This is a genomic window from Limnohabitans sp., from assembly GCF_044361645.1.
Taxonomy (GTDB): Bacteria; Pseudomonadota; Gammaproteobacteria; order Burkholderiales; family Burkholderiaceae_C; genus Limnohabitans_A.
Map to the genome: position 1 here is coordinate 1 of NZ_JBIKIL010000001.1, position 14,834 is coordinate 14,834.

The 14,834-nt window shown below is 60.5% G+C and carries 18 protein-coding genes and 1 pseudogene; 17 read left to right on the plus strand and 2 right to left on the minus strand.

Going from position 1 to position 14,834, the window contains the following annotated elements:
• The 10 genes and pseudogenes from ACIQ39_RS00005 to ACIQ39_RS00050 form a co-directional block, all read left to right on the plus strand.
• Positions 1-252: pseudogene (locus ACIQ39_RS00005) on the plus strand (hypothetical protein); the annotation flags it as partial.
• 893 nt (positions 253-1,145) lie between these two features.
• Entirely contained in the window at positions 1,146-1,325 is a 180-nt protein-coding gene (locus ACIQ39_RS00010; RefSeq protein WP_396432618.1) for a type II toxin-antitoxin system HicA family toxin, read from the plus strand.
• On the plus strand, positions 1,322-1,654 hold the full coding sequence (locus ACIQ39_RS00015; protein WP_396432549.1) for a type II toxin-antitoxin system HicB family antitoxin: 333 nt from the start codon (positions 1,322-1,324) through the stop codon (positions 1,652-1,654). Before ACIQ39_RS00010 ends, ACIQ39_RS00015 begins: the two co-directional genes overlap by 4 nt.
• A gap of 88 nt (positions 1,655-1,742) precedes the next feature.
• Positions 1,743-1,943, plus strand: coding sequence for a hypothetical protein (locus ACIQ39_RS00020; protein WP_396432550.1), 201 nt, complete (start codon positions 1,743-1,745; stop codon positions 1,941-1,943).
• 351 nt (positions 1,944-2,294) lie between these two features.
• Entirely contained in the window at positions 2,295-2,513 is a 219-nt protein-coding gene (locus tag ACIQ39_RS00025; protein WP_396432619.1) for a GNAT family N-acetyltransferase, read from the plus strand.
• A 45-nt stretch (positions 2,514-2,558) separates the two neighbouring features.
• A complete protein-coding gene (locus ACIQ39_RS00030) occupies positions 2,559-2,840 on the plus strand; it encodes a DUF1778 domain-containing protein (RefSeq protein WP_396432551.1) in 282 nt (93 codons plus the stop codon).
• Entirely contained in the window at positions 2,837-3,334 is a 498-nt protein-coding gene (locus tag ACIQ39_RS00035; protein WP_396432552.1) for a GNAT family N-acetyltransferase, read from the plus strand. Before ACIQ39_RS00030 ends, ACIQ39_RS00035 begins: the two co-directional genes overlap by 4 nt.
• A 50-nt stretch (positions 3,335-3,384) precedes the next feature.
• The gene (locus ACIQ39_RS00040; protein ID WP_396432553.1) at positions 3,385-4,338 is read left to right on the plus strand and encodes a rhodanese-related sulfurtransferase; all 954 of its coding nucleotides are present in this window, start codon (positions 3,385-3,387) and stop codon (positions 4,336-4,338) included.
• A gap of 14 nt (positions 4,339-4,352) precedes the next feature.
• Positions 4,353-4,751, plus strand: a complete 399-nt coding sequence (locus ACIQ39_RS00045) for a TfoX/Sxy family protein (protein WP_396432554.1) — start codon at positions 4,353-4,355, stop codon at positions 4,749-4,751.
• 167 nt (positions 4,752-4,918) lie between these two features.
• Complete coding sequence (locus ACIQ39_RS00050) at positions 4,919-5,362, plus strand: REP-associated tyrosine transposase (RefSeq protein WP_396432555.1); 444 nt, start codon at positions 4,919-4,921, stop codon at positions 5,360-5,362.
• A 154-nt stretch (positions 5,363-5,516) separates the two neighbouring features.
• On the opposite strand, the gene ACIQ39_RS00055 is transcribed toward ACIQ39_RS00050, so the two are convergent.
• Positions 5,517-6,653 carry an iron-containing alcohol dehydrogenase gene (locus tag ACIQ39_RS00055; protein ID WP_396432557.1) on the minus strand — a complete coding sequence of 379 codons (1,137 nt, stop codon included), beginning with the start codon at positions 6,651-6,653 and terminating at the stop codon, positions 5,517-5,519.
• Between the two features lie 256 nt (positions 6,654-6,909).
• Here ACIQ39_RS00055 and ACIQ39_RS00060 point away from each other — a divergent pair, with 256 nt between their 5' ends.
• Positions 6,910-7,893: an alpha/beta hydrolase gene (locus ACIQ39_RS00060; RefSeq protein ID WP_396432558.1), complete on the plus strand. Its 984-nt coding sequence runs from the start codon at positions 6,910-6,912 to the stop codon at positions 7,891-7,893.
• Positions 7,894-8,174: 281 nt separating this feature from the next.
• Positions 8,175-9,032 (plus strand): YbgC/FadM family acyl-CoA thioesterase, encoded by an 858-nt coding sequence (locus ACIQ39_RS00065; RefSeq protein ID WP_396432559.1) that lies wholly within the window; start codon positions 8,175-8,177, stop codon positions 9,030-9,032.
• Positions 9,033-9,232: 200 nt separating this feature from the next.
• On the opposite strand, the gene ACIQ39_RS00070 is transcribed toward ACIQ39_RS00065, so the two are convergent.
• Positions 9,233-10,189: a YgfZ/GcvT domain-containing protein gene (locus tag ACIQ39_RS00070; RefSeq protein ID WP_396432560.1), complete on the minus strand. Its 957-nt coding sequence runs from the start codon at positions 10,187-10,189 to the stop codon at positions 9,233-9,235.
• 92 nt (positions 10,190-10,281) lie between these two features.
• Here ACIQ39_RS00070 and mltG point away from each other — a divergent pair, with 92 nt between their 5' ends.
• From mltG to ACIQ39_RS00095, 5 genes are all read left to right on the plus strand, one after another.
• The gene (gene mltG, locus ACIQ39_RS00075) at positions 10,282-11,277 is read left to right on the plus strand and encodes an endolytic transglycosylase MltG (RefSeq protein WP_396432620.1); all 996 of its coding nucleotides are present in this window, start codon (positions 10,282-10,284) and stop codon (positions 11,275-11,277) included.
• Positions 11,278-11,555: 278 nt separating this feature from the next.
• The gene (tmk, locus tag ACIQ39_RS00080; protein ID WP_396432561.1) at positions 11,556-12,197 is read left to right on the plus strand and encodes a dTMP kinase; all 642 of its coding nucleotides are present in this window, start codon (positions 11,556-11,558) and stop codon (positions 12,195-12,197) included.
• Positions 12,194-13,198 carry a DNA polymerase III subunit delta' gene (locus ACIQ39_RS00085; RefSeq protein WP_396432562.1) on the plus strand — a complete coding sequence of 335 codons (1,005 nt, stop codon included), beginning with the start codon at positions 12,194-12,196 and terminating at the stop codon, positions 13,196-13,198. Before tmk ends, ACIQ39_RS00085 begins: the two co-directional genes overlap by 4 nt.
• Positions 13,199-13,201: 3 nt before the next feature.
• The gene (locus ACIQ39_RS00090; RefSeq protein ID WP_396432563.1) at positions 13,202-14,008 is read left to right on the plus strand and encodes a TatD family hydrolase; all 807 of its coding nucleotides are present in this window, start codon (positions 13,202-13,204) and stop codon (positions 14,006-14,008) included.
• Between the two features lie 126 nt (positions 14,009-14,134).
• Entirely contained in the window at positions 14,135-14,785 is a 651-nt protein-coding gene (locus tag ACIQ39_RS00095) for an ankyrin repeat domain-containing protein (RefSeq protein WP_396432564.1), read from the plus strand.
• The last annotated feature ends 49 nt before the right edge of the window (positions 14,786-14,834 follow it).

Consider the following 14,834-nt stretch of genomic DNA (forward strand, 5'->3'; position numbering starts at 1 on the left):
TACTTTGCTTTCTACAACACCGAGCGTCCGCACCAGTCACTGGACAACCAGACACCGCAAGAGGTTCACCAGACGTCAAGCGGTGGTGGTGCGATGATCGTGGACAAATACCGGAGCCAAGAAAGACGCCCAGTTGCGCTTTGCTCCAGCGGGACTGCGAACGAGGAAGTCAGAATAGAGATTGAGCCTGCAATACAAAAGGCAAAAACCGGGGCAGCGCCGTCCAGCTGCGAGAAGTTGAGTGCAACTTAAACTGCCATCAAGTCTGTCCTGACTTTGGGGTCCACTTCAAAGCGCCAATTTGCAAAGCTCTTGTGACCAAGGCGAAGTGGCGTAGATGCGGCGATTGTGCGGTGAAGGTGTGCGTTCTTACCCGGGGAGATCTCGCCTTGTGGCTGAAAGGCCGACGTTGCAAATCGGAGCGAGAAGTCAGCAGAGGCCGTAGTAGTGGGAGTATCGGGCCGAGGAGGCACAAGGAAACCACGAAGGGCCAAACGTGAGAGAGTGACTGAAGACATGGAAAGCTGCAAAGTCATGCGTCAGATGCTGGGGCAACCCGGGCTGGCAGGGAGGAAGCCCGGTGAAGCTGGGTGTGAGCCTGCCAGTGACGAAACTGGAGGTACGTTGCATGAGCACCCAGGCACAGGGTCAGCAAGGTCGATAGCAAGCACTGGTGGCCTGCTGGAGGCGGCGCTGACGCGACAGAACCTGCAAGCCGCTTGGCAGCGAGTCAAAGCCAACAAAGGCGCGGCAGGAGCGGACGGCCTCGATATTGAGGCCACTGCTGCAAGTGCTGCAACCGCTGATCGACCCCAGCTTCAGCGAACACAGGCACGTGTTTCGGCCAGCCAGACGAGCGCAGGATGCGGTCAAGGCAGCGCGGCGCTTTGTTCATAAACCTACAGCTTACAAATGCACCAACAGCCGTTGCTGCTTAACCGCTCCGCATAGCGGCTTTGTCCAACCCGTCGGCCTAGTCGCGACAGCCTGCGGCTGACGCTGGCCTTCAACGTTAGCCGCCTAGACGCGGGCTCATCCAGTTCGGTACCTGATCGTGGTACTATCGCCGCACGAAGCGCAAGCACCAGCGAACTCTTGAACTGATCTTCGCCCGCCCTGTAAGCGGAAACGTCCAGTGGCGCGATATTCAAGCGCTGTTTGTAGAACTGGGCGCCGAAGTCAGCGAGCGCGAGGGCAGTCGTGTAGCCGTGGTTTTGTTCGAAGAAGTGCGAGTGTTCCACCGACCTCACCCTTCGCCGAATACGGACAAGGGCGCTGTGGCGAGCGTGCGCAAGTGGTTGGAACAACACGGAGTGGAACCATGAATGTCATGACGGTAGATGGGTATCACGCGAAGATCGAATACGACGAAGAGCTCGATCTCTTTCGAGGTGAAATTCTGGGTCTGAATGGCGGTGCTGATTTTTACGGCAAGAGCCCGAAGGAACTTCGGACCGAGTTTAAGAAGTCGCTCCAAGTCTTCCTCGACGTGTGTCAAGAAAAGGGCCTTGCACCACGGCGCAACTTCTCCGGCAAGTTCAACTTGCGTATCTCGCCCGAGTTGCACGAACGGCTGGCCATCGAAGCACAGGCTCAAGGCAAGAGCATCAACACGCTTGCTCAAGAAGCCTTGCAAGAACGCGTGGCCTCTTGAGACAGACGTCCAACCCTTCCTCCAAGCGGCGAGTAGGCGTTGACTTGCTGCATACTTCAGCAATTGCAGCACAAAAAGGAGCGGAAACATGGCAAACGTGAAGGCAATTGAAAGCGCTGTGGAATCTCTACCCCCTGTGGAGTTGGCAGAATTTCGGCGGTGGTTCGCTGAATTCGATGGCAACGCGTGGGATAAACAAATTGAGCAAGATGCAGCTTCTGGCAAGCTCGACCTATTGGCTGCCGAGGCGATTGCCGACTATCTCGCAGGGTCGGCGAGGCAACTTTGAGTTTGGCGCACACGGCGTCAAAGCGGTTTTGGCAATGCCTCGATGCATTGCCCGCCGAAATTCAAACCGTAGCGCACCGAAATTTCGCGCAGCTAAAGGCAGATCCAAGTCATCCATCGTTGCATTTCAAGACTGTCGCAAATGGTCGATTTCACAGCGTTCGAGTCGGTCTCTATTACCGCGCACTTGGCCTCCCCGTGACAAGCGGCGTACATTGGTTTTGGGTCGGGACGCATGGCGAATATGACAAGCTCATCGGCTAACAAGTTGCTCGTCACCGACACGCAGCAGCAGGATTCGTGACCACACTCACGACCAGACCCGTAAGTATGAACCGCTCACGAGATTGGCATCTTTGACGCTGAAGGTCAGTTCGTCGGAGCTTGCGCACTCAAACAGTTCTCTGCCTTCAAAAATATGTGCGATCTTGGCTACTGGGTTCAGCAATCACGGCAACGCGTTGGCGCGGTGACCGCTGCGGTTTTGGCACTCTGTGAGCGCGGCTTCGGTTGCTTGGATCTGACCAGGATCAAGATTGTTGTAGCCGATACAACGCTGCCTTCACCTTGATCCATACGGCAAATTGCCGTATCCTCGCATCAGGAGGTCACCTTTATGCCCGCAGCCATTTCTACCGCCCGCCTCGAAGCCCGAATCAGTACCGATCTGCATGCCATGCTCAAGCGTGCCGCCGAGCTGCAGGGCCGCACCATGACCGATTTTGTGGTGTCTGCCGTGCAAGCCGCCGCACATCAGGCCATCGAACAAGCGGATGTCATCCGTCTGTCGCAGGCCGATCAAGCCTGTTTTGCGCAGGCGCTGCTGTCCCCACCCAAACCGGCTCCGGCATTGGCGCGTGCCTTCAGTCGCCGCAGCAAGCTCTTGCGTTCTGAATGAGCCGCGCCCCGTTCCTGCTGGCCCCGCTGGATGGGGCGCATGACCGCGCCAAGTTCCATGGCGATTCGGAGCCGCTCAATCGCTACCTGCGCGAGCAAGCCAGCCAGGACATTCGACGTCGCGTCGCCGCCTGCTTTGTGGCCCTGGCTGACGGGCAGCGCATTGCGGGGTACTACACCTTGGCGTCTGCCAGCCTGTATCTGGCCGATCTGCCGGCCAGTACCCGCAAGAAGCTGCCGCGCTACCCGACTGTGCCTGCCGTGCGCATGGGCCGCTTGGCTGTTGACCGTGACTTCAAAGGGCAAGGTCTTGGCGGTGCGCTGCTGGCCGATGCGCTGCTCCGTGCCGCTCGCTCTGAGATAGCCGCCTTCGCCCTGGTCGTTGACGCCAAGGACGAGGCGGCAGCCGCTTTTTACAGCCATCATGGTTTCATCGCCTTGCCCGACTCGCCGCTGACCCTGTTCTTGCCACTGGCCACGGCTCAGCTCTCCTGAAGCCCTTGGTTGCCGAAAAACCTGCATGGTTTGAGAGGGATAATCTCACCATGTCTTTCAACGCTCTTTACCTCACAGCCGCCCTGTACAAATTTGTCGACCTGCCCGATTTCGCTGACTTGCAAGCGCCCTTGCAAGCCTGTTGCGAGGCCCATGATGTGAAAGGCACCTTGCTCTTGGCGCACGAGGGCATCAACGGCACGATTGCCGGGCCAGAGGCAGGCATTCACGCTGTGCTGGCGTTTTTGCGCGCCGATCCGCGTCTGGCCAACTTGCCGCACAAAGCGTCTTGGAGCCCCAAGCCGCCGTTCACCCGCATGAAGGTCAAGCTCAAAAAAGAGATCGTCACCTTGCGCGTGCCCGAGTTGGACCCGAACAAGACCGTGGGCCAGTACGTCAAGCCGGCCGACTGGAACGCTTTGCTGGCCGACCCGGACGTGGTGGTCATCGACACGCGCAACGACTATGAAGTGGCCATTGGCAGCTTCAAGGGCGCGGTCAACCCGAACATCAAAAACTTTGTGCAGCTGCCCGCTTGGCTGGACGCCCAAGAAAACCTGAAAACCGATGCGGCCAAAAAACCCAAGGTGGCCATGTTTTGCACCGGCGGCATCCGCTGCGAAAAATCCACCGCGCTCATGAAAATGCGGGGCTTTGACGATGTCTACCACCTCGAAGGTGGCATCCTCAAATACCTGGAAGAAATCCCGCCCGAGCAAAGCCTGTGGCAAGGCGAGTGCTTTGTGTTTGACGAGCGCGTCAGCGTGGGCCACGGCTTGGGGGTGGGCGGCCACGATCTGTGCCGCTCTTGCCGCTGGCCGCTGAGCGCCGAGGACAAAAAATCGCCGCATTACGTTTTGGGTGTGAGCTGCGCGCATTGCCACGACCAGCGCACGCCCGAGCAAAAAGAAAAACTGGCCGAGCGCCAGCGCCAAGTGGAGCTGGCCGAGGCACGTGGCGAGCTGCATGTGGGCGCGAAGATGCCCAGCCATAACGCGCCCTGACAAGCGCCACCGATATGAGCGACTTCATCCCCTTTGTGCAGGAATTGCTCGAAGGCTGGGCACCCGTGTCGACCCGCCGCATGTTTGGCGGACACGGTCTGTACCACGAGGGATTGATGTTCGCCATCGTGATGGACCAGCGGCTGTACCTCAAAGCCGATGAAGTCAACCGCTCAGAGTTTGAAGCATTGGGCCTTGCGCCTTTCACCTACGCCATGAAAGGCAAGGACGTGGCGCTGTCGTATTGGGCTGCGCCCGATGCGATTTTTGACGCCTCAGAAGAAGCCGTTCAATGGGCCCAGTCAGCCTGGGATGCCGCTTTGCGTGTGCATTTGGCCAAGGCCCAAGCCATTGAAAAAGCAAAGGCGCGAAGGCAACGCAAAGGGCTTGCTCACCCCTTGAAACCCGCTTGACCGTTCGGCTACCTCTGTAGGAGCGGTCTCCGACCGCGAAAATCACCGCATCAAAAATAGATGCCTTGAGGGCGAGCACGCGTTGCCGATTTCCTGACGTTGAAACCACTGCTTTTTCACTAAAAGACCAGCTGCTGTGCCAAAATTTTTGCTCAGGGAGCGCAAAAATGAACTCACAAGCTCAGGCCCACAGGCTGCGTTCGGGGCGACATTCGCAATCCGGCCAAATTTACATGTTGACCACAGTGACCCAAAACAGGGTGCCGGTGTTTGATGATTTCCTCAACGCCCGAACATTGATTGGTGTGTTGCGCGATCAGCAGAGGCTTGAGCACGCCAAGACCCTGGCTTTTGTGGTGATGCCAGATCACTTGCATTGGATGATGGCGCTGGGTGACAAAGTACCGCTGTCGGTGTGCATGCGCAACGTCAAAACGCTGAGCGCGTTGCGCATTGGTCGGCCCATCTGGCAAAGCGGGTTTCATGACCATGCCCTCCGCCAAGAGGAAGACTTGCCGTCAGTGGCCCGGTACGTGGTGTCCAACCCCGTGAGGGCAGGGTTGGTGGTCAGAACGGGGCAGTACCCACATTGGGACGCCATTTGGGTCTAATGCTTCGCGGTCAGAGACCGCTCCCACAAGGGGGGCCATGGACGCTTGATTTGTAGAGCGCGATGGGCGGTTTTTTGTAGGAGCGGTCTCCGACCGCGAAGGATGTACCGGCGAAGCCTATCGCGGTCAGAGACCGCTGCTACAGAGGTGGCGCTTAGAGGCTGGTCAGCAGCATGTCCCGGTATTCGTCGGCCGAGGCGATGCGCGGGTTGGTCTTGTGGCAGTGGTCGGCCAGCGCCCCGGTGATCACCGCATCAAACAGGCTTTCGGTCACGCCCATGGCCCCCAGCCCGGTGGGCAGTCCCAGTCGGGCACACATGTCGCGGATGGCGTCGGGGATGTCCGAGCCGCTTTGCAGGCCCATGGCCTGGGCCATGCGGTTGAGGCGGTTTTCTTTTTGCACGGATTCGGCCACGGCGTTGAACTTCACCACCGCGGGCAAGAACATGGCGTTCAAAGTGCCATGGTGCAGGCGTGGGTTCACGCCGCCCAGGCTGTGGCTAAGCGAGTGCACACAGCCCAAGCCTTTTTGGAAGGCCATGGCGCCTTGCATGCTGGCGCTCATCATGTTCAGGCGCGCCTCACGGTCTTGGCCGTTCGTGGTGGCGCGTTCGATGTTGGCCCAGCCGCGTGCCAGGCCATCGAGCGCGATACCGTCGGCAGGCGGGTTGAAGGGCGCGGCCATGAAGGTTTCCATGCAGTGCGCCACCGCGTCCATGCCGGTGGCAGCCGTCAGCATGGGCGGCAGGCCAAAGGTCAGCTCGGGGTCGCAAATGGCCGCTTTGGGCACGAGAAACCAGCTGTGAAAGCCGACTTTGCGACCGTCGTCCAGAATCAAAATCGCGCCTCGGGCCACCTCGCTGCCAGTGCCGCTGGTGGTGGGCACAGCGATGATGGGGGCCACGCGGTCGGTGATCTTGAGCGAGCCGCCCTCGATGGTGGCGTAGGTTTTGAGCGGGCCTTCGTGGCTGACCGCAATCGCCACGCCTTTGGCGCAGTCGATCGCCGAGCCGCCGCCCACCGCGATCAGGCCGTCGCAGCCGTGGGCCTTGTACATGGCCGCCGCAGCGCGCACGGCCGCTTCGTTCGGGTTAGAGGGGGTTTGGTCAAACACCGTGACGGGCAAGCCGGGCAGGGCGTCCAAAGCTTTTTGCAGCACGCCCGCGGCTTTGACGCCCGCATCGGTCACGATCAGCGGTTTGTGGATGCCCACGCGCTCGCACTCGGCCTGCAGCAGCTTCACGGCGCCAAAGTCGATCTGGATTTGGGTGACGTAGTTGATGAATGACATGCAAAAACTCCATAAGAGGGGCGGCCAAGCGCAGTTGACAGGCCTGCAGGGCAGGGCGTTGTAGGATCAACGGACATTTTGCGGCAGGAATCAGACTGGCGCACGGCGCTGCTGTCACCCTTGTTGGCAGCCCCACCCCGCCACGGGGTGGCCGTGCAGACCCAGCCTGTGCAAGCCGTCATGCCTTGATCCGTGGCCCAAGCCGGTTCTTGGTCCGCCACAGGTTGTCAATTCACGCTCCTGATTCATTTACCGTATGAGCAGCCACCACCTCAACCCCCGCGCTCTGTTGAACGAGGCCTCGCGCAGCCTGATCGAGCGGGTGCAGCGCGCGGGCCGCCCGCCCATGGCCGCCATGACACCGGCACAGGCTCGAGCGTTCTACGACATCGGCGGGCCCATGCTGGACCTGCAGCCCGCCCCACAGGTGCACCGTGTGCAGGACATCACCCTGCCTGCACGCGATGGTCACGCCATGCCTGCCCGACTTTATGCCCCATCCCATGCCAGCGCATTGCCGGTGCTGCTTTACCTGCACGGTGGCGGTTTCACCGTCGGCAGCCTCTGCACGCACGATGTGCTGTGCCGCCAACTCTCGCGCCAAGGGCATTGCGCCGTGGTGTCGCTGGCCTATCGGCTGGCACCCGAGCACCGCTTTCCCATGGCCGTGCATGACAGCTGGGACGCGCTGAACTGGCTGCACCAAAATGGCCTCGCCCTGGGTCTGGACCGCACGCGTTTGGCGGTGGGCGGCGACAGCGCCGGGGGCACCTTGGCCGCCGTGTGCGCGCTGATGGCCCGCGATGCAGGTCTGAAATTGGCTTTGCAATTGCTGTTTTACCCGGGCACACTGGCCCGGCAAAACACCGCCTCGCACCACAGCTTTGCCGAAGGCTTCATGCTCGACAAGGCAACGGTGGACTGGTTTTTTGCCAACTACATCGACGAAGACGACCGTGCTGACTGGCGCTTTGCCCCCATGACAGCAGCTGATCACAGCGGCCTGGCCCCAACTTGGATTGGCTTGGCCGAGTGCGACCCGCTGGTGGACGAGGGCGTGCTCTACGCCGACACCCTGCGCATGGCGGGCGTGCCGGTTGATCTGGAAATTTACAAAGGCGTGGTCCACGGTTTCATCACCATGGGCCGCGCCATTCCTGATGCTTTGACCGCCCATGCTGACGCCGGGCGGGCGCTGCGACAAGCCTTCGACCACGAGCCTTGTAGGAGCGGTCTCTGACCGCGATTGCTGTTCTGCTTGAACTTGATCGCGGTCAGAGACCGCTCCTACAAAATGGCGCAATCGCTGCCCAGGCCCATGCCCTTTGGGAGCGGTCTCCGACCGCGATAGGCGCTTGGTTCACACGGCATCGCGGTCAGAGACCACTCCTGCAAAATGGCGCAAACGCTGCCCAAGCCCATGCCTTGTAGGAGCGGTCTCTGACCGCGATTGCTGTTCTGCTTGAACTTGATCGCGGTCAGAGACCGCTCCTACACAATGACCCCCTTGAAAGGAACCTCATGAAACGCCAAGACTTTCGGTTTTCTCACCGCATGCGCGTGCGCTGGGTCGAAGTGGACATGCAAAAAATTGTCTTCAACGGCCATTACCTCATGTACTTCGACACCGCTGTGACCGACTACTGGCGGCAACTGGCCATGCCTTACGCTGAGACCATGCACCTTCTGGGCGGCGATTTGTTTGTCAAAAAGGCCAGCTTGGAGTACCACGCGAGTGCCGAAATGGACGATTTTCTGGATGTGTGCATGCGTTGCGAGCGGGTGGGCAATTCGTCCATGACCTTTGTCGGGGCCATTTTTCGGGGAGACGAACTGCTGATCACCGGCGAACTCGTCTATGTGTATGCAGATCCCGTGGTCAAAAAGAGCCAAGCTATCCCGGCCCCGCTGCGCGACATGCTCGGTGGTTTTGAGCGCGGCGAGGACATGGTGCAGGTGCATGTGGGGTCTTGGCACGACTTTCAGAAACTGGCCAGCCCGCTGCGCACCGAGGTGTTTGTGCACGAGCAAAAAGTGCCCGCCGAGTTGGAATTGGACCACGAGGACGAAACCGCCTTGCATGCCGTGGCCCTGAACCGCATGGGCCTGTGTCTGGCCACAGGCCGCCTGATTCAACACGCCCCGGGTGTGTCGCGCATCGGCCGCATGGCGGTGAAAAAGCAGATGCGAGGCAGCGATTTGGGTCACCGCGTGCTGCACGCCCTGATGGACGCTGCGCAGCACCGGGGCGATACCCAGGTCATCCTGCATGCGCAATGCAGCGCCGAAGGTTTTTACAAACGCTCAGGCTTTGCGCCGCACGGGGGTGTTTTTGAAGATGCAGGGATTGCGCACATTGAGATGGTGCGCAAGCTGTGAGCCCATTGCAGCCGACCTGATCGCGGTCGGAGACCGCTCCTACATGGGAAAGAGGTTCTGGCTTTTGTGGGAACGGTCTGCGACCGCGAAAGGCGCAAGCCCAAAACCATCGCGGTCGCAGACCGCTCCTGCATGGGAAAGAGGTTCTGGCTTTTGTGGGAACGGTCTCTGACCGCGAAAGGCTGCGCTGCTAGGGCTGATCAGATGTCGGCCAGCAGGGCGTAGGGCAGGGCCAAAATGTCCAGGACCTGGCCCTCTGAGCTGCCCAATCGCCACCCGCTGTGCTGGCTCTCCAGCGTACCGCTGACCAGCGCATCAAAGCCCTGGCCATCCGGCCGCGCTGCGCTCAGCACCACGGTGGCGCAAGGCTGCTCAGGGTCTGTGGGGGTGAACACGTTTTGCCCCGCGCCCAAAGCCACCGGGCTGTGCACCAGCGCCGTGCGGCGCTTGAGCGTGCCGCGAAACTGGCTGCGGGCCACGACTTCTTGGCCGGGGTAGCAGCCTTTTTTGAAGTTCACGCCGCCCACCGATTCGTAATTGAGCATTTGCGGCACGAAGGCCTCGAACACGGGCTGAGTGACCAAGGTCACACCGCTCATGACTTCGGCCCAGGCCCAAACTTCGGTGGACAGCTCAGCCCCGACAGGCAGTGCTTGCGATGGCGCGCCGAGCCACAGGGCGCGAGGCACTGGGGTGTCGCCCAACACAGCGGGATACAGCGCTACAGCGTGGGCCCCGTCGGCACTGGCGGTTTGCCAAGGAGAGGCCTCAGCCAAAACGGCACGGGCGCTGTCGCCCAACAAGCCGCGCAGCTGCCAATGGGCGCTGGCGTCGCTCATCTTGACTTTGGCGCGCAGCACGAACATGGACAGGCGCTTGAGCGTTGCGGCCAGCAAATCCTGGCTCAAGACCAGCAAAACCGTGTCGGGTGCGGTTTTGATGACAATGAAGCTGGCCTGCATGCGGCCCTTGGCCGAGCAAAAAGCGGCCAAGCGCGATTGGCCCACGGGCAAGAGCAACACGTCGTTGCTCAGCTGATTGTGTAAAAAGTTCGCCGCGTCTTCGCCTTGTGCTTGGATCAAGCCCCAGTGGGGCAGGGGGCTGACACCGTTCAAAGCGGTGGACAAAGCGGGGTTCAATTCTGCAAAGGTGTTCATGGTCCATTCGGTTCTGCGCGCTAAGGGCTGAATTATCATCGCCTGCTCAGCGATAACACTCGAATAAGGACTTGGCCGTGCTCAAAGGCGTGATGAATTGGCTGAACCGCCTGTTGTTGGCAAGCTTGGCCGTGGCCGCGGCACTGGCCTGCGCCGCTTATTTTTGGGTGCATGCGCCGATCGATACACAGCAACGCACGCTCGATTTGTCGATCGCGCCGGGCACGTCGGCCAAAGGCATTGCCCAAGCGGTGCAAGAGGCCGGGGCGCAAACCTCACCCCGTTTGTTGTTCGCGTGGTTTCGCCTGTCGGGTCAGTCGCGCCTGATGCGCGCGGGCAGCTACGAAATCGCCCCCGGCACCACGCCACAACGCTTGCTCAGCATGCTGGTGCGGGGCGAAGAGAGTTTGCGCACCGTGACGATGGTGGAGGGCTGGAACTGGCGGCAAGTTCGCCAAGCGCTGGCCAAGGCTGAGCACCTCAAGCCCGACAGCCGTGCGTTGTCTGATGAGGCCTTGATGACCCAATTGGGACGCTCCGGCGTCGCCCCGGAAGGGCGCTTTTACCCGGACACGTATTCATACGCCAAAGGCAGCAGCGACCTGGCGGTGTTGCAACGGGCCATGAAAGCCATGGACAAACAGTTGCAAGGCGCTTGGCAAGCCCGCTTGCCCGGTGTGTCGCTCAAGTCCGCCGAGGAGGCCTTGATTATGGCCAGCATTGTGGAAAAAGAAACCGGCCAGGGCGCAGACCGCCCGCTGATCTCGGGCGTGTTCAACAACCGCATGCGCATTGGCATGCGGCTGCAGACCGACCCGACGGTGATTTATGGGCTGGGCGAGGCCTTTGACGGCAACCTGCGCCGCATCCATTTACAGACCGACAACCCCTGGAACACCTACACCCGGGGCGGCTTGCCACCCACGCCGATTGCCATGCCCGGCAAGGCGTCTTTGTTGGCGGCGGTGCAGCCCGCCAAAACGCAGGCCTTGTACTTTGTGGCCAAGGGTGACGGCAGCAGCCACTTCAGCGCCACGCTGGACGAGCACAACCGGGCCGTGAACCGTTACCAGCGCGGGCAGAAGTAAGTTCTGGTGTGCAAGCGATCATCGCGGTCAGAGACCGCTCCCACATAGAAGGTGGCGGGGGTGTGCATGCGCTTTTCGCGGTCAGAGACCGCTCCTACAGGGATTCGCGGTCAGAGACCGCTCCCACGAGGTGATTTTGTGCCGAAGGTCGAATGTTTTTTGTAGGAGCGGTCTCTGACCGCGATGGGATTGGGTGAAGACTTTTCTTGGGCGCAGAACGCTTCCACAGGTGCGGTTGCGACACCTGCGACAATCGGGTTTTGTCTTTCACGCACACCATGACACGCGGTTTGTTCCTCAGTTTTGAAGGCATCGACGGTGCGGGCAAGTCCTCGCACATTGCGCTTGTGGCCCAGTTGTTCCGCGATACGGGCAGGGCGGTCGTCATCACACGCGAGCCGGGCGGCACGCCGTTGTCAGAAAAGCTGCGCGAGCTGGTGCTGCACGAGCCCATGGACCCGCTGACCGAGGCCTTGTTGATGTTCGCGGCCCGCCGCGAGCATTTGGTGCAGGTGATCGAGCCGAGCTTGGCCCGGGGCGATGTTGTCTTGTGCGACCGCTTCACCGACGCCACCTTTGCCTACCAAGGCGGTGGCCGAGGTTTTGACTGGCAGGTGCTGGGGCAGCTGGAGCGCATGGTGCAGGCTCTGCCAGACGGTTCTTTGCGACAACCTGATCTGACGGTCTGGTTCGATCTGGACCCGCACATCGCCGCGCAGCGCCTGGCCTCGGCCCGCGTACCGGACAAGTTTGAGTCCCAGCCGGCTGACTTTTTTGCCGCTGTGCGGGCCGCTTATGCCCGCCGCCAAGCCGAAATGCCCAGCCGTTTTGCCCGCATTGACGCTGCGCAGAGCATGCCAGCCGTGGGTGCTGATGTGTCCCGTGTCGTGAGTGACTGGCTGCAAGGGGTCGCCGCATGAGTGCGGTCTTGAACGCCCCTTGGATCGCCCGTCAGGCCACTGATTTACTGGCCCAGCGCGGCCACGCTTGGTTGCTGCAAGGCCCATCGGGCTTGGGCCAATACGCACTGGCGCTGGCCTTGGTGTCGGCCTGGCTTTGCGAAAAACCCACAGAGCAAGGCGCTTGCGGCGACTGCCCGAGCTGCCACGCGATCACGGTGCACACCCATGCCGACCTGGCGTTGCTGATGCCCGAGACGGTGATGCTCGAATTGGGCTGGCCGCTGTCCGAGAAAGCGCAAGACGAGATCGACAAAAAAAGCCGCAAACCCAGCAAAGAGATCCGGGTGGAAGCGATGCGCGATGCGGTGGCTTTCGCGCAGCGCACCAATGCGCGGGGGCGCGGCAAGGCGGTTTTGGTGTTTCCGGCCGAGCGCATGAACACCATCACGGCCAATGCTTTGCTCAAAACCCTGGAAGAGCCGCCGGGCGATGTGCGTTTTGTGCTGGCCACCGAGGCCAGCCACCTGCTGCTGCCCACCATCCGCAGCCGCTGCCTGGCCCACACCATGCAATGGCCCGAGCCCGAAGAAGCCCTCAGCTGGTTGGGCGGGCAGGGCATGCCCGCGCCCGTGGCGCAGGCTTTGTTGCGCAGTGCGGGCGGTCGCCCCAATGACGCGCTGCGGCAAGCTCAAGCTGGTTCGTCGCCCGATTGGTGGGCGCATTTCCCAAAGGCCATGCGCCAAGGCGATGCCCGGCATTTGGCCGACCTGAGTCCGGCGCATGCCATCGACGCCTTGCAAAAGCTTTGCCACGATTTGGTGCTGCGCCAATTGGGTGCCACGCCACGTTTCTTTGAGGCTGCGCAATTGCCCGCCAGCGCCGCCTCGGTGTCGGTGCTGACCGATTGGTTCAAGCGTTTGACGCAGTCGGCCCGCACGGCCGAACACCCTTTCAACGCCGGTCTGATGTTAGAAGCTTTGACCGCCGACGCCCAACAAACCCTGCTGTCCAAGGTCTGAGCCATGTACACCGACTCCCACTGCCACCTGAACTTTCCCGAGCTGATGCAGGATCTGGACAGCATTTTGCTGTCCATGCAAGCCGCACAGGTGGGCCGCGCCCTGGTGATTTGCACCACCCTGGAGAAGTTTGACGAGGTGCACGGCTTGGCCATGGCGCACGAGCACATGTGGGCCACGGTGGGCGTGCACCCCGACAACGAAGGCGTGCGCGAACCGAGCCTGCAGGATTTGCTGGACGGTGCAGCGCGGCCCAAAGTGGTGGCCATTGGCGAGACCGGGCTGGACTACTACCAAATGGACGAGCGCAAGGGCGGCCGCAGCGTGGCCGACATGGAATGGCAGCGCGAGCGTTTTCGCACCCACATCCGGGCCGCGCGGCAGACCCAACTGCCCTTGGTCATCCACACCCGGCAAGCGTCGGATGACACCATCTCCATCTTGAAAGAGGAGGGCGAGACCGGCGGGGCAGGCTGCGCGGGGGGCGTTTTCCATTGCTTCACGGAAAGCCAAGTGGTGGCCCGGGCGGCCCTCGACCTTGGTTTTTACATCTCTTTTTCAGGCATCCTGACCTTCAAAACGGCGGCCGATTTGCGCGAAGTGGCCAAATTTGTGCCCGATGACCGCTTGTTGATCGAGACCGACAGCCCTTATTTGGCCCCCGTGCCTTACCGGGGCAAGATCAACAACCCGTCGTATGTGCCTTTTGTGGCGAAATTGCTGGGTGAGTTGCGCGGCAGCTCCTCAGAGGCCATCGGCGCGTTGACGACGCGCAATTTTGGTCAATTGTTTGCACACACCCTGGCTTGAACTCGGTGTTTTAAGCTCATGCAATACATTAAATTTATTAGAAATCTCTATGTTTTTATTGTATTTTTTCTATTGACCTCTGTTGCGCACGCAGGTTCTTACAAGAATTTTTTCAAAGCCGTAGACATGGACAATGTGCGTGTTGTTCAAAGTTTGCTGCAACGCGGCTTTGACCCCAACACCGTCAACCCCGAGGGCGTGCCCGCTTTGATGTTGGCTGTGCGTGAATCATCGCTCTTGGTGGCTGAGTTGCTGGCGTCGCACCCTGAAATCCGTGCTGAAGTACGCAACAGCAAAGATGAAAGCGTGTTGATGCTTGCTGCCCTGAAGGGTCATTTGCCCTTGGTTCAACAACTGATCGCCAAGGATGCCGATGTCAACAAAACGGGGTGGACACCCTTGCATTACGCCGCCTCTGGGGGCCATGTGCCGGTGATCGCGTATTTGCTCGACCACAGTGCCTACATTGATGCCGAGTCGCCCAACGGCACCACGCCATTGATGATGGCTGCCCGTTATGGCAGTCCTGAGGCGGTCAAGCACTTGATCCAGGCCGGTGCCGATGTCTTGCTCAAAAACAAACTGGGCTTGACGGCTTTTGACTTCGCCGTCAACGGCGAGCGTGTCAATGCCCAGCAGCTCATCACCACGGCCATAGAAAGACTGGCACCAGCCCCCAAGCCTTTGCCGATTTTGCGGCCAGTTCAAGCCAACCCACAGCTTGCACCTTTGCCTGTTTCTTCCAGTGCCAAGCCCGAGCCCAAGCCCAAGCGCTAGACACTTGTCTGCATTTGTCACGCCGATCAACTGATTGTTGCTGCGCGCA